Consider the following 13,646-nt stretch of genomic DNA (forward strand, 5'->3'; position numbering starts at 1 on the left):
CCTCATATTTCTATGAATGTGCGGTACGGGCCGCCCGTACGTGCTCGCCCGGCGGTCGAACTGCCGGGCAGGGCGCCGCAGACCGGTCGCAGTCGCGACATCCATGGGCGAACAGGCCGACGTGGACGCCGGACGCGATCCTGGGATCGAAGCGGGCCGGATGAGGCGTCAGCTTCGCTGTGGGGCAAGCAGGGTGGCGAAGAGTTGGAGCCGGTGGACCCTCCCGGGCCCGCGTCCGGGGAAGGTACCGCGTCAGCTCCATGTCGCACCTCGGGCGGTAGGCCGCCACGGCGCCGAGCCGGTTTCGGATCGTGGCGATGCCGGCCCCGACGGAGCGCACGGCGGCCGGCGAGCCGGGGCGTGCACGAGGTCGCGGGTGAACGCGGGGCGCCGAGCGGGCGGTTCCCGCCCTGATGCCGCCGGACGGAAGATGCGCGCAGGCACCTGGCGGGCCGAGGCGCGGGCGATCTTTCCGCCAGGAGTTCCGCGGGGCCGCGATGGCGGGGCGGCACTCCGACCGCGGACACGGGTGCCGCCGGCACCACACACGTCCGTCGACGACACGGATCCACCGACGCCGCCGTGCGTTCAACTCCTTGCACATGTAGGCCAATTACGGCGTCTCCTTGCTTCACATCTTGACGTGCCTGGTTCAGACCTTTAGGTTCACCGATCACCACCGCTCCATGAATGCACTCGACGTTCACATGTCTGGACGGTCACGCATCTTCCGTCCCGATGCCTGCACCTGCGCGCCACGCTCCGACCCCCCACCGTCGGCCACGCACGAAAGGCTGTGACCCCTCGATGGCCGGACATCCCCTGCCGCACTCCACGACGCGGCGCGCCACCTTCTCGACAGCGGCACTCGCATCCTGCTCCGGAGTCACCGGCTGACGGACACGTCCGCCGCTCCCACCCCCGCACCCCGACCCCCCCCACCCGCACAGGAGACCCATCGTGCCCGGATCCAAGAGAGAAACCGGCCGTCGCCGGATACCGAAGCTCCTCACTCTGATCGCCCTCGTGGCCACGACCGGAACCGGTGTCGCGGCCGCCTCGCAGGACACGGCGACCGCACAGGCCGCCGCGCTGCCGACCAGTTGGGCCACCGTGGTCAACGTGGGCAGCGGCAAGTGCGTCGACGCGCGCGCCGCGGGAACGGCGAACGGAACCGTCGTCCAGCAGTACGCCTGCAACGGCAGCCAGGCCCAGCAATGGCAGCTCGCTGCCACCTCAGGCGGATTCACCCAGGTCGGCAATCGCACCGACGCCACCAAGGTCTGGGACGTCACCGACGTCTCGACGGCGGACAGCGCTCTCGTGCAGCTGTGGACGTACGGCGGCGGAAACAACCAACAGTGGCAGGCAGTGGCGGAATCCAGCGGCGCGTACCACTTCGTCAACCGCAACAGTGGCAAGTGCCTGGACGTGCCGAGCGCATCGACCGCGGACAGCGTGCAACTCCAGCAGTACACGTGCAACGGCAGCGCGGCCCAGTCCTTCCGCGTCAACCCCGCGGATCCCCAACAGCCGCCCGGGACACCGGACCTCGGCCCGAATGTCACCGTCTTCGACCCGTCCACACCCGCTGCGACCATCCAGAGCAGCCTGAATGCGGCCTTCGCCCAGCAGGAGACCAACCAGTTCGGCACCGCCCGTAAGGCATTCCTCTTCAAGCCGGGCACCTACGACGCCGATGCCAATGTCGGCTTCTACACCCAGGTCGCGGGGCTCGGCCTCTCTCCCGACGACGTCACCATCCGCGGTGCGGTTCACGCCGAAGCGGACTGGTTCCAGGGCAACGCCACCCAGAACTTCTGGCGGTCGGCGGAGAACCTGTCCGTGACCCCGGCCTCCGGCACGGACCGCTGGGCGGTGTCGCAGGCCGCCCCGTACCGCCGGATGCATCTGCGCGGCAACCTCCGGCTGGACGACGGCGGTTGGTCCAGCGGCGGCTACATGGCCGACACGAAGATCGACGGTCAGGTCAACTCGGGTTCGCAGCAGCAGTGGCTGTCACGCAACACCGAATGGTCGAGCTGGACCGGTTCCAACTGGAACATGGTCTACGTCGGCGCCAGGAACGCTCCCGCGAACAGCTTCCCGAGCCCGCCGTACACCACGGTCGACCAGACCCCCGTGTCGCGCGAGAAGCCCTTCCTGTACGTCGACCAGTCGGGCGCCTACAAGGTGTTCGTGCCCGCCGTACGCACCAACTCGTCCGGAACCTCCTGGAGTTCGGGCACGCCCGCAGGCACGTCCGTGCCCCTCGCCGACTTCTTCATCGTCAAGCCGGGCGCGACGGCCGCACAGATGAACGACGCGCTCGCCCAGGGCAAGAACCTGCTGGTGACACCGGGTGTCTACCACCTCGACCAGACGCTCAAGGTGACCAGGGCCGGTACCGTGGTCCTGGGCCTCGGCCTGGCCACCCTCATTCCCGACAACGGGATCACCCCCATGACGGTCGCCGACGTGAACGGTGTCCAGCTGGCCGGACTGCTGATCGACGCCGGCACCACGAACTCGTCCCAGCTCCTGGAGATGGGGCCGAGCGGATCGTCGGCCGACCACAGCGCCGACCCCAGTTCCCTGCACGACGTGTTCTTCCGCATCGGCGGCGCGGGTATCGGCAAGGCCACCACCAGCCTGACCATCAACAGCAACGGCGTCATCGGCGACCATCTGTGGCTGTGGCGCGCCGACCACGGCAGTGGCGTGGGCTGGACCAGCAACACCGGAGCCACGGGGCTCGTCGTCAACGGTGACGACGTGACGATGTACGGCTTGTTCGTCGAGCACTACCAGAAGCACCAGACCATCTGGAACGGCAACGGCGGCCGCACGTACTTCTACCAGAACGAGATGCCGTACGACCCGCCCAACCAGGCCTCCTGGATGAACGGTTCGACGCAGGGCTACGCCGCCTACAAGGTCGCCGACTCCGTAACGAGTCATCAGGTGTACGGATTCGGCAGCTACTGCTACTTCAACGTCAATCCGAGTGTCACCGCCGAGCACGCCATCGAGGCGCCCAACAACGCGAATGTGCGTTTCAAGGACATGGTGACGGTCTCGCTGGGCGGCACCGGGACGATCCGGCACGTCGTCAACGACCGGGGTGGCCCGTCCAACTCCACCACCAACGTCGCCAACCTCGTCAGCTACCCCTGATGATCAAGGAAGGATCGTCGATGGACATCAGCACGGACATCAGCAGATCCGGTCCGGCGCGTGCGACCCTGTGGGTCCTCGTCCTCCTGGCGACGCTGCTCGGTCTGGCGGCACCGCCCGACGCCCGGGCGAGCACAACGGCAACGCCGTTCAAGGTGCTCGCCCTCTACAACGGCACCTGGGACGCCGCGCACATCAGCTTCGTCCACGAGGCCAACGACTGGTTCCCCGAGCAGGCCGCGCAGAACGGCTTCACCTACACGGCCAGCAACAACTGGGACCTGCTCAGCAACGGTGGCGTGAACGCCTACCAAGTCGTCCTGTTCCTCGACGACTTACCGCAGACCGCCGCCCAGCGGACCGGCTTCGAGCAGTACATGCGCGGTGGCGGCGCCTGGATGGGCTTCCACGTCTCCGCCTTCACGACGGACGCACAGTCCTGGCCGTGGTACCACAACCAGTTCCTCGGCAGCGGCACCTTCAGGTCCAACACCTGGGGTCCGACCACGGCCGTCCTGAAGGTCGAGGACCGCACTCACCCGTCCACCACGGGCCTGCCCGCGACCTTCACCTCGTCGGTCAGCGAGTGGTACAGCTGGTCCAACGACCTGCGGCAGAATCCGGACATCAAGATTCTCGCCTCGATAGACCCCAGCAGCTTCCCGCTGGGAACGGACCCCAACCAGACCTGGTACAGCGGCTATTACCCGATCCTCTGGAGCAACACGAAGTACAAGATGCTGTACGCGAACTTCGGTCACAACGCGATGGACTACGCATCCGACACCGCGCTGTCGTCGACGTTCGCCAGTGAGACACAGAACCGTTTCCTGCTCGACGGGCTGAAGTGGCTGGGCGGGGCCGGAGGCACCGTGCCACCGGCGGACCAGATCTCCGAGACCGCCTGGTACTCGCTGACGAACGCGGCCAACGGCACCTGCGTGGACGCCCGTTCCGCCGCCACGGCGAACGGGACGGCGATCCAGCAGTACTCCTGCAACGGGACCCTGGCACAGCAGTTCCAGTTCCGCTCGACCGACGGCGGATACACCCGGATCACCATTCGCGGGAACCCGCAACAGGTCATCGATGTGACCGACCGCTCGACCACCGACAACGCACCACTCCAGCTGTGGAGTTACGGGGGCGGCCAGAACCAGCAATGGCAGCCCGTGAAGGAGAGCAGCGGGCGTTACCACTTCACCGCCCGGCACAGCGGCCAGTGCCTGAGTTCCGCGAGCTCCTCGACGAACGGTGTCCAGCTCACCCAGCGACCCTGCGACGGCTCCTCCGCACAGAGCTTCACGCTCACAGCCCAGCCCTGACCGCTCCACCTGCCAGCCAGTGCCCCTCGCCGCTGATCCGCGGCGAGGGGCACCGACCGCTCTCACGACGGCACGCGCAGGAGCCGCCGGCACCCAGTTCGAGGATGACTTCGTGGATGTCTGCCCGTCGTTCCCTCGACGGCCTTACGGACGACGCTCACCTGGACCAGCAGGTCCTCGGCATGGGGACCCCCATGCCGAGGACCTGCTGGTCGGGGCGGGCAAATGCTGTGCCGCCGAGGCCTTGGCCCATCGACGGTCGTTTCTGACAGTGACGCGGTATGGGGCCTACTGTCTTTTTCATGTCTGCTTTCAGCCGCACCAGCGAGCACGTGCCCGTACACGTATTCGGCGGCCCGACCGCCCTCTTCGAGTACGCCGGGCTTCGCTTTCTGACCGACCCGACCTTCGACGCACCCGGCGACTACCCGAGGCCGGACGGCCGACGGCTGACCAAGACGGCCCCCTCCTCCGGCCGCCCCGCCGACCTCGGTCGCATCGACGTGGTCCTGCTCTCCCACGACGAGCACCCCGACAACCTCGACCACTCCGGCCGTGCCCTGCTCGCCGACGTCCCTCTCACCCTCACCACACCCGGCGGCGGACAGCACCTGGGGAAGGGTGCCAGGGGGCTGACCGACTGGGAGTCGGTCGAGCTGGACCGTCCCGGCGGCGGCACGATCACCGTGACCGGCGTGCCCGCCATCCACGGCCCCGGACCGCGTGAGGAGGTCGAAGCAGTCACCGGCCAGGTCGTCGGTTTCGTCCTGACCGGGGATGGGCTGCCCACCGTCCATGTCAGCGGCGACAACGCCTCGCTCGACGCGGTCAGGGAGATCGCAGAGCGCTTCGCCCCGGTGGACACCGCCATCCTCTTCGCCGGAGCTCCCCGCTTCCCCAACCTGTTCGCCGGAGCGTGCATCGTCCTCGACAGCGCCCAGGCCGCCGAGGCCGCCACGATTCTCGGCGCCCGCCGGGTGGTTCCCGTCCACTACGACAGCTGGGCCCACTTCACCGAGGGCCGAGAGGAACTGGTGGCCGCTTTCACCGCCGCAGGACTGGCCGACCGCCTGGACCTGGGCTGAGCATCTCCGGGACGACTGGGCCAAGCTGTTCGATGAGTTGAATCAGACCTCCGCAGCTTGGCGTCGCGAGCGATCACGGCGTCCTGGGCTGGCGGCTCACGTACCGCTTCGTCATTGGAGATCGTCCGGTGGGCGAAGATCTCTTGGACCAGGTCGGAGTAGCGAAGGCAGAGGGTCGTGTTGCTCATGCCGAGGCTGCAGGCGAACGCGAGGGCGCTCGGTCGGCGGTTGGTATCGCGTCCAAAAAGTCGGTGACCGTCGGTCATGGTCGATGACGCCCGCATGGTGCTGTGCGCTGCGAACTCCGATACGACGGACGTCGTGGCCCCGCCCCTGCACAATGCACAACCGGCTTCACCTGCTGATCAACAGGTTCCAGATGCGGGGATTCATCCACCTGGACCGCCGGCCCCGCTTCGACGTGATCGAAACCGACCTCGTGCCACTGCTGTGAGGTGGCAATTCCACAGCCGCGAGCACATGATCGAAGGGCTGACCGCGTCCCCGGCGGCGCTCCGCAAGCTCTTCGACGGCACAGACGCAGGCGAGCTGCTCGTCCGGATCGGCCTCCTGACTGGCCCGCAGGATGCGTACACGATGCTGGCGGCCACCACACCCGGTGTTGTCGTAGAAGTCCGTCTCCGGGAAAGGCTGTGCGAGCAGCTCATCGATCAAGGACAGGTACTCCTCAAGAGCCGCACTCGAAGAAGCTCCGGACTCAGCGGTGGTCATGAGCGAAGACTGTGGGACGTAGAGACACCCCACCCGGGCTACCGATCCTCCATCGGCCGGACAGCTCCTAGCCGACAAGAGCGTGGATCGCCGCCACGAAGTTGAACACCGCCGGCAGGACGAAGACACTCCCGACCCCGATCCATCCAGTCCCGGCGACGCGGCGGCCCCGGCTCGGCGGCGGCGGTGGAATCAGTCGATTCCCCACTCTCACCGTCTCGTTCGGGGCAAGCAGGCTGCGCCCGGTGCGGCGTTGTCTTCGCCCCAACCATATGAAGACGACCGCGGCCATCGCCGTGAAGGCGGCGAGTTGAAGATGCTCACTCGGTGAGTCGGCGCCGGCAAGCGTCACGGTTACGTACGACACAAGAACTTCCCCCCAGTGGATCAGCGTGGGCAGATCACCTCACGACGGTTTAACCATGTCAAGCGGATTGGGTCGTACTTACGCCCCTCAACACGCGTTCCCACTGCGTTGATGGCCTGCGGAGCGGCGTGCAGGAGCGTTCACCTGCGTTCAAGGCCGGTTGGTTGCCGATGCGGCGGCGGCATCGGGCCTCGTCTGAACGCCCGTGAACGGCGCTGACTGAGACGGTGCCAGCGTGTCAGGCGTTCACCCTTTGCCCAGGTGACGCTCAGCCTTCCTGCGCGGCGTCCGCGAGAGGGCGGTGTCCTCGGCCGGCGGGGCTTTGATGGTCACGGGCTGATTTATGTCGAGGAAGGTGATGGTCAGGTCGAGCGGCCCGTCTCCGGTGCCAGCAAGCAGGTCGATATGCTCCGCCCGCAGGCGGAACTGTTTGGTGCGGTCGTCGCGGTCTATCACAGGTCCATGGTTAGCGGGTCGGAGACTTCCAGCCCCATGAACTGATCCAGGCGCTCGCGAATCAGGCCCTCGCTGTTGACCGTTCCCCTGCAGTGCATGGCCCTGGTGCCGTCGACCGTCTCGGCCCCGATCAGTCGCAGGTTCTTGGACCCGGCCAGGAGCGTGGACTGCAGAATCGGACTTGGCTGAAGCTGACTGGGCAGCACGCCGTAGGACTGGTTGTCTATGGTGTCGCGCCCCCATACGGCCGGCGCAGCGCTGAACCAGCTCTTGCCGTTCAGCTTCTCGAAATGGACCGCATGGCCGCCGACGTACATGACCTTGTCGACAAACCGGATCTCCAGCTGGCCGTCCCCGCCCTGGTAGGCCGCAGCGGTCATCTTCATACTCATGGCCAGCGGTTCCGTGTTCATGGAGGCCTCGGCCTCCAGACGGCCCTTCGCCGGCACGGTCCCGGTAATCCGATAGTGGAGCGATGTGATGTCCTCGGAGTTCGTCGCCGCCTTCGCCACGGCCGCTGCGGGCGTCACCTTGGGCGAGTCCTCAGTCTCGGAATCACCCGCGGCGCCCCTCCGCAGGCAACCATTCCCCCAGCGATCAGCACGGCAGCGAACGCCATGCTCGTCACTCTGCGCGGTACGGAACCACGCGCTGAAAGCCTCACAATTTCCCCGAAATAAAGTGGCCGACCCATGCCAAGCCGCGAGCGTATCCCGGGGTGTGCCCTGTGATCCGCTGGGTTCTTGCGAGGCACGCGCGACAGACTGCACATGCCTGTTCGCAGGAGCTTCGGCGGCCGTACGAGTGAGTGGACCCTCAGCTTGGGAATCACGAGTGGCTTCGCTTTGTAAGACCTGTTGAACTGCGGAAACAGCCGGGATCGGGGTGGGAAGACGCGTACCGCCGTGACCGTGGTTAACAGTGTCTCCGTGGGCGGTCCACTGTCCGCAGTCATCGCCGTGGCATCGGCCGGCCAGCTCGGCCACCCCGTCCAGCCGCGCTCGCAGGAACTCCACCACGTCATCGCTCGTGAGCGCATCATCGGCGATTGGCTGCCCGCCTGACAGCTGCTTCAGGAGTTCGCGCGGACGGCTCTTGCACAGCCGTCGTTCGCGCGGGAACGGACCCTCACGGCCGTCCAACGCCGCTCCTGTCTGCTGTCGTTGATGTTAGTCGTAGATGTCGGATGACACGCCTACCCGTCAGGCGCCGTGCCGACTGTGCCCGTTGTAAGGGAGATCATCTTCTGGGAGGATCTCGCCATGTGGATAGCAGTGTTCGGCGTGATCCTGCTACTCGGTGTGGCCTCGGCGATCAACCAGGCGCGCAAAGGGCACTGGTACACCGCTGGTGGGATCCTTCTCCCCGTCCTGGGCGTTGACCTGATGCTGTTTGGCGGAGTGGAACGACATCTCTCGTTCTTCTGGCCGGGTGTCGTCCTCGCCGTCGTCGGGTTCGGCATGGAGTTCATGGCCTACTGGAGGACTCGTACATCCGGGGCCGAATAGTTGCCCCAGTTCGGAAGATCCCGTACGCGGACGGCCGCTGGCCTGGCGACTCCCTGACCTGCTCCGGAGCGAAGTTGGCGCCGCTCTTCCCCGTGAGTCCCCGCTGCGACCCCTCCGAACGGGCACGCGGCGGGCACGATGAAACTCTCGATGCGAATTATGGGCGTGGAGGTCGCTGAGGTCTGGCCGGTTGGCCGCGAGGGCATTCGCGGTACTGGACGATCGCGTGCGGTCGCCGAGGTTGCTGTGTTTCTGTCCGTACAGGCTAGGCGGGTCGCGCCCCTATTCTCTAGATCATGGAGGACTCGGAGGCCTTTCGCGCCGCGGTCAGAGCGCATGCAGCAGCCATCCTGAACGGCAAGGCTTCACCGTATGATGCGGCGTTGGAGATCTGGGGTCTCGCTACGCGTGAGTGGCCAAGGGATGACGGTGACGAAGCATGCATTTCGCTCCATCTCATCTGGGGCGCGCTGACCGATTGGGTCGAGCTCCGGCCTGCGGAAACGGATCAAGCCGAGACACGCATGATCACGGCCGCTCGTGAGTGGCTGACCATCGAGGGTGACCGAGATGCCGAGGCCCGGTACTTCGACCGTTGGATTTACGACGTCCTCGGGTACGAGCGTCCGGCTCCGCCCCAGACCTAGTCCACGATCTTGAGGCACGAGGTCTTCCTTGGCGCGTCGAACTGGCGCCTTCCTCGTTTTGGCCCGGCCGCAGACTTGAAGGTGTGGCCTCATCTTTATCAGGTCGATCATGTCGGACCTTCGACACCGACCAACCAGTTCTGAGCCTCGGCTGATGGTCCGCTGAGGTTCGGCATCGACCGCTCCTGTTCGCGCTTGTCGGTGTCAGCCTTTGATGTCAGCTGCGCGTGCGGTCTTGACGAAATGCCTGCTCAGGCCGACGGATCTTCTCTCGCGTCAGTCGTGCGCCCTGGGGGATTGTGGCCACTCGCAGTGGTGGACCGACTTCCGCCGGCGAACCCGAACAGGTACACCAGCAACATCAACGCGAAGATCGCTACGTCCTGAGCAAATCGGTGGCCTTCGAGGTGCGGCCAGATGACAGCCCTCCCAGAAATGAAGATCATCATCGTGATCCACAGGCCGTATATCCGGCCTCCACCGCGCTTCTCGGCCATCGCCGCCCCCCTCCGAGAACCAGCACTGTAGCGCGACCAATGCGCATATCTCGTTCGGCGGCCCAGGGCGCCCCCTGAGCCGCCGAACAACTCACAGAGCGGTACGCACTGCTTCTTGATCTGCATCAACCCGCGCCCTCCCCTTTCTGTACGACGTCCCCAACGAGCTGAGAACAGTAACGATCGGGCAGCTCTCGGAGTCGTGGCAACACCTTGAGGGCCTGCTCGCCGACGAGGACCATGCGGTGGCCTACCACCTGGTCTGGCCTGCCGACGTCATGCGGACGATCAGTCATGCCGCTGTCAACTAAGGGCTGTCCCGTAATCCCTGGCGGGCGCGCGAGGACAGCTACGGCACCTCGCTGCGTTGTCGGAACGCCCGAATACGCCCGGTACGATGACGCCCCTCCGCCTTGCGATGCACCGCATCTGACGCCGCGCGCTGATCCACCAGGGATTACGGGACAGCCCTTAGCCATTACGAATGGGGAGGCGAGCCGCCACGCAGGCGCACCCGCCGACGTCCCCAGTAACTACTTGCCGTCGAAGAAAAGGCACAAAGTGCAACGCTAAACACCTTTAGCCCGTCAAGAATGTTCGCATGACGACCACTTCACAGGCCCGCTCGTTCGACTTGGCTGCTGCCAGCTACGCGGCGAACCGCCCTTCATACCCGCCTGCCTTGCTCGACGCGGTCGAGGAACTCACCGACTGCCCCCTGAAGGGCGCCCGTGTCGCGGACGTCGGAGCCGGCACCGGACTCGCGACGAAGCTCCTCCGCACCCGCGGTGCGAACGTAATCGCGGTCGAGCCCGGCCCCGGAATGGCCTCGCAGTTCCGCCTTGCCCTGCCTGAAGTCCCGCTCGTGATGGGTGACGGCAACAACCTGCCGCTGGCCTCCGGCTCCATCGACATCCTCACGTATGCCCAAGCCTGGCACTGGACCGATCAGCGCAAGTCCGTACGGGAAGCTCTCCGAGTCCTTCGCACCGGTGGTGCACTCGCCCTCTGGTGGAACGACTCAGACAGCACTGTTCCGTGGATTGCCAACCAGGACACCCGCCTGCGTCGCCTGTTCGGTGCCGACGACAGCGCCCCCGACCCCATGGCTCGATTCCGCGGACTGCCCTCCGAACTCGACTTCGTCCATCGGCACGTGCCGTGGACCCGGAGCGTTCCTCTCGATAAGCATCTGGCCAACCTCTCCAGTTACTCCGACTTCCTCGTTCTCGGCAAGGAAGCGACCAACACGTTCCTTGCCCAGGAACGCGACCTCCTCGCCGAGGTCTTCCCGAACGGAACGGTCGAGGAGAACTACGTGGTCAGCTTGGCCGTTGCTACCCGTTGACACAGCACTGCGCCAGGCTCACGACCTTCCCCTGACGGCATATCCCAGTGGACCAATTAGTCAAACTGCCGCTGGCGCAAACGCTGTCGCTAGGTGTACGAAACCAGCGGGTTGGCGCGTGATCGTCACCTGTTGAACGACGCTTGCTGATAGTCGCTGTGGTTGCAGTACCTCTCTGCTGTACTGCTGGCCGAGGGAATGAACCGATGCCGGGTGGTGGAACCGTGAGTGCAGGCAGCCGCGGAGTGCTGGGAGTCGTGGGCACGGCAGCCGATGGGGTCGAGCAACTCCGCACCGGCCTGGTCGAGCCAGCGATCGCCCTCGGCTGGCAGGTAGCCGTGACCCTGACCCCGAATGCCGGCCAATTGCTGAGGGCTAACGGCGAGCTGGACCGACTGGAAGCCGTAACCGGCCTCCCAGTCCGGGATACGCCTCGCCTACCGAGCGAGGCTCGCCCACACCCGGTCGCCAACTGCTACGTCGTCGCCCCCGCAAGCGCGAACTGTGTTGCCAAGCTCGCAACGGGCACCGCCGACAACCAAGCACTGACGCAAGTAAGCGAGGCACTCGGCACAATCGATGTTCCGGTCGTGGTGTTCCCGCGGGTCAACGCAGCGCACGTACGGCACCCAGCGTGGGACGGGCATGTCAGGGCCCTACGGAAGGCGGACGCTGAGCTCATCCATGGTCCTGACGTCTGGCCGCTCTATGAACCCTGCGAAGGGCCAGCAGTTCGACAGCTCCCCTGGACCGCGATCATTGAGTCCATCCAGCACGTGACAGCCCGGGCTGCTCGACACCCGCTTTAGGAGCGTGGTGGGGCGAGTTGGGGTCTGACCTGCGCAATGCCGACTTCGGCGGCTACTGGCTTCGGCCACCGCCAGCAGCCGCAGTTCCCCGTGAGTCCCCGCCCGATCTGGCGCGGTTGTGGCACGGGGAACCTCTGATTTCGTAGCTCTAACGAGAACGGTCGGAGGTGGCGCCCCGCCGGCACGTTGCGGTCTGACCGCATCCTCATCAGGTCGATCACGGCTCAGCTGTCGGCCTCCGTGCGGGTGAATATGTGGAAGCGGCCGATCGGGTTGAAGCCACGGCGGATGTACCAGTTGTGTGGCCAATCGTCAGGGTCAGCGAGGAGGAAGACCAGGCCGCAGTCCGAAGCGTGCTGCAGAGCGACATCGAGGATGGTCTGTGCGTAGCCGCGCCGGACGTGAGTGTCTGCGGTGATGATCTCCTCGATCTGGGCGATTCCCTGGGCCGCGTCGAGGTAGACATCGGCCCAGGAACCGACAGCTCCGTTCTCGTCGCGGACAGCGAGGAAGCGGACCTGCTCGGCACCGCGGAGCCGGGCTGTCCGACGGTCGGCGCTGGCGGACTACGGCATCCTCTGCCTGGGGCATCCAGATCCGGAGTTGGCGGACCAGAGCGGGTCGCAGCTCGGCGAGAGCGACCGATTGCGCGGGCGAGTCGGGGACGGTCGCAGAACCGGAGTACGTCATGACAAGTTCGGTCGCGTGGGTGTAGCCAGCTGCGGTGAGGACGGGCGCGCAGACGATACCGGCGTTGTCGTCGAGGATCGTGATCTGGCGGTGGCGCAAGTGGCCAAGGGCGGTCTCGGCCAGCGCGAGGAGTTCGGAGGGAGCCGGCGCCCCTTCGACGACGAGCTGGTTGTGTTCGTACGATGCCGCGTACTCCTGGTCCAGGACCACCACACCACCGGAGACCTCGGTTACGACAGCGGCCTGACGTCGTGCGAAGGACAACCGGAAGGCGGCGATGCGCTGGAGCTCCGTCATTGACATGCAGCCACTCTATGGATCATTGACACTTGGCGGGATCATCGTGGAGACAACCAACGCTGTGACCTGCTGCTGAGCTGTCTGCAGTTCTCAGCGTTGGTCATCGTTGAGCGCCCTTCCACGGCCCCGAGACGGCCCCGGTAGGGCGCTCCGTGGTGCGATGACATCCGCTTTAGGAGATCGATCGGGTGTGCCCGACAGAGCACTCGGCCGCGCGCGGCCTGGCCGCTCGCGACCGCGCAACGCCGTTCCCGTTTTGGTGCCGTTGATGTCACCTGGTGATGTCAGGTTGGATGGCCCCATGGAACGTGTTGAGGCCGAGCTGCTCACGGACGGTGGGAACAACGCTGTGGTGCGCCTGCCCGGTCGACGCTTCTTCGGTCTACTGATCCAGGGCGACTCACTGTCCATCCTTCGCAGCGACGTTGCTGAGGTGGTGGAAGCCTTCGATCAGGGCGACGCAGCCGGGGCTCGCGAAACCGCCGGCCTTCTCCTGGCCGACCTCGACGCGCTGCTGATGCGCTACTCCACGGCGTTGGACGCGCACGAGATCCCTCGACCGTACTGACCGTACCTGCGCCCTGAGCTTGGGAATCACTGATCGCTTGAGAGCAATTGAGGCGATGACCTGGGGAAACGGCCCCATCTAGAGTGAGCTGAGTAGTGTCTGAGTGGCTCGTGGTGACCGCTGTTGACCGGTCATTC

At 65.8% G+C, this 13,646-nt stretch carries 14 protein-coding genes and 1 pseudogene; 10 read left to right on the forward strand and 5 right to left on the reverse strand.

Features of this window, described 5'->3' with window-relative positions:
* Positions 1 to 1,026 precede the first annotated feature (1,026 nt).
* From ACFYP5_RS11590 to ACFYP5_RS11600, 3 genes are all read left to right on the forward strand, one after another.
* A complete protein-coding gene (locus ACFYP5_RS11590) occupies positions 1,027 to 3,177 on the forward strand; it encodes an RICIN domain-containing protein (RefSeq protein ID WP_389034462.1) in 2,151 nt (716 codons plus the stop codon).
* 20 nt (positions 3,178 to 3,197) lie between these two features.
* Positions 3,198 to 4,502, forward strand: coding sequence for a ThuA domain-containing protein (locus tag ACFYP5_RS11595; protein ID WP_389033725.1), 1,305 nt, complete (start codon positions 3,198 to 3,200; stop codon positions 4,500 to 4,502).
* 302 nt (positions 4,503 to 4,804) lie between these two features.
* Positions 4,805 to 5,587, forward strand: coding sequence for an MBL fold metallo-hydrolase (locus ACFYP5_RS11600; protein WP_389033728.1), 783 nt, complete (start codon positions 4,805 to 4,807; stop codon positions 5,585 to 5,587).
* Positions 5,588 to 5,941: 354 nt separating this feature from the next.
* Here the strand turns inward: ACFYP5_RS11600 and ACFYP5_RS11605 are convergent, their stop codons facing one another.
* From ACFYP5_RS11605 to ACFYP5_RS11615, 3 genes are all read right to left on the reverse strand, one after another.
* The gene (locus tag ACFYP5_RS11605) at positions 5,942 to 6,319 is read right to left on the reverse strand and encodes a hypothetical protein (RefSeq protein ID WP_389033731.1); all 378 of its coding nucleotides are present in this window, start codon (positions 6,317 to 6,319) and stop codon (positions 5,942 to 5,944) included.
* A 613-nt stretch (positions 6,320 to 6,932) separates the two neighbouring features.
* Positions 6,933 to 7,142, reverse strand: a complete 210-nt coding sequence (locus ACFYP5_RS11610; RefSeq protein WP_389033733.1) for a hypothetical protein — start codon at positions 7,140 to 7,142, stop codon at positions 6,933 to 6,935.
* Positions 7,139 to 7,672 (reverse strand): hypothetical protein, encoded by a 534-nt coding sequence (locus tag ACFYP5_RS11615; protein WP_389033736.1) that lies wholly within the window; start codon positions 7,670 to 7,672, stop codon positions 7,139 to 7,141. Before ACFYP5_RS11615 ends, ACFYP5_RS11610 begins: the two co-directional genes overlap by 4 nt.
* 399 nt (positions 7,673 to 8,071) lie before the next feature.
* Here ACFYP5_RS11615 and ACFYP5_RS11620 point away from each other — a divergent pair, with 399 nt between their 5' ends.
* From ACFYP5_RS11620 to ACFYP5_RS11630, 3 genes are all read left to right on the forward strand, one after another.
* A complete protein-coding gene (locus ACFYP5_RS11620) occupies positions 8,072 to 8,206 on the forward strand; it encodes a hypothetical protein (RefSeq protein WP_389033739.1) in 135 nt (44 codons plus the stop codon).
* Positions 8,207 to 8,362: 156 nt separating this feature from the next.
* The gene (locus ACFYP5_RS11625; protein ID WP_389033741.1) at positions 8,363 to 8,650 is read left to right on the forward strand and encodes a hypothetical protein; all 288 of its coding nucleotides are present in this window, start codon (positions 8,363 to 8,365) and stop codon (positions 8,648 to 8,650) included.
* A gap of 296 nt (positions 8,651 to 8,946) precedes the next feature.
* Positions 8,947 to 9,297, forward strand: a complete 351-nt coding sequence (locus tag ACFYP5_RS11630) for a hypothetical protein (protein ID WP_389033743.1) — start codon at positions 8,947 to 8,949, stop codon at positions 9,295 to 9,297.
* A gap of 251 nt (positions 9,298 to 9,548) precedes the next feature.
* On the opposite strand, the gene ACFYP5_RS11635 is transcribed toward ACFYP5_RS11630, so the two are convergent.
* Complete coding sequence (locus tag ACFYP5_RS11635) at positions 9,549 to 9,794, reverse strand: hypothetical protein (RefSeq protein ID WP_389033745.1); 246 nt, start codon at positions 9,792 to 9,794, stop codon at positions 9,549 to 9,551.
* Between the two features lie 601 nt (positions 9,795 to 10,395).
* On the opposite strand from ACFYP5_RS11635, the gene ACFYP5_RS11640 reads away from it, so the two are divergent.
* Positions 10,396 to 11,142: a methyltransferase domain-containing protein gene (locus tag ACFYP5_RS11640; protein ID WP_389033747.1), complete on the forward strand. Its 747-nt coding sequence runs from the start codon at positions 10,396 to 10,398 to the stop codon at positions 11,140 to 11,142.
* A 206-nt stretch (positions 11,143 to 11,348) separates the two neighbouring features.
* Complete coding sequence (locus ACFYP5_RS11645) at positions 11,349 to 11,951, forward strand: flavoprotein (RefSeq protein ID WP_389033748.1); 603 nt, start codon at positions 11,349 to 11,351, stop codon at positions 11,949 to 11,951.
* Positions 11,952 to 12,175: 224 nt separating this feature from the next.
* On the opposite strand, the pseudogene ACFYP5_RS11650 reads toward ACFYP5_RS11645, so the two are convergent.
* A pseudogene (locus ACFYP5_RS11650) lies at positions 12,176 to 12,412 on the reverse strand (GNAT family N-acetyltransferase); the annotation flags it as partial.
* 244 nt (positions 12,413 to 12,656) lie between these two features.
* Here ACFYP5_RS11650 and ACFYP5_RS11655 point away from each other — a divergent pair.
* Entirely contained in the window at positions 12,657 to 12,941 is a 285-nt protein-coding gene (locus ACFYP5_RS11655) for a hypothetical protein (protein WP_389033751.1), read from the forward strand.
* Between the two features lie 301 nt (positions 12,942 to 13,242).
* The gene (locus ACFYP5_RS11660) at positions 13,243 to 13,509 is read left to right on the forward strand and encodes a DUF6959 family protein (protein WP_389033754.1); all 267 of its coding nucleotides are present in this window, start codon (positions 13,243 to 13,245) and stop codon (positions 13,507 to 13,509) included.
* Positions 13,510 to 13,646: the final 137 nt, after the last annotated feature.

The organism is Streptomyces sp. NPDC005262, from assembly GCF_042872425.1.
GTDB lineage: Bacteria > Actinomycetota > Actinomycetes > Streptomycetales > Streptomycetaceae > Streptomyces.

Coding starts and splice junctions, on each gene's coding strand:
- ACFYP5_RS11605 (WP_389033731.1), bottom strand. CDS start 6,319: ATGACCACCGCTGAGTCCGGAGCTTCTTCGAGTGCGGCTCTTGAGGAG.
- ACFYP5_RS11640 (WP_389033747.1), top strand. CDS start 10,396: ATGACGACCACTTCACAGGCCCGCTCGTTCGACTTGGCTGCTGCCAGC.
- ACFYP5_RS11635 (WP_389033745.1), bottom strand. CDS start 9,794: ATGGCCGAGAAGCGCGGTGGAGGCCGGATATACGGCCTGTGGATCACG.
- ACFYP5_RS11660 (WP_389033754.1), top strand. CDS start 13,243: ATGGAACGTGTTGAGGCCGAGCTGCTCACGGACGGTGGGAACAACGCT.
- ACFYP5_RS11645 (WP_389033748.1), top strand. CDS start 11,349: ATGCCGGGTGGTGGAACCGTGAGTGCAGGCAGCCGCGGAGTGCTGGGA.
- ACFYP5_RS11595 (WP_389033725.1), top strand. CDS start 3,198: ATGGACATCAGCACGGACATCAGCAGATCCGGTCCGGCGCGTGCGACC.
- ACFYP5_RS11630 (WP_389033743.1), top strand. CDS start 8,947: ATGGAGGACTCGGAGGCCTTTCGCGCCGCGGTCAGAGCGCATGCAGCA.
- ACFYP5_RS11600 (WP_389033728.1), top strand. CDS start 4,805: ATGTCTGCTTTCAGCCGCACCAGCGAGCACGTGCCCGTACACGTATTC.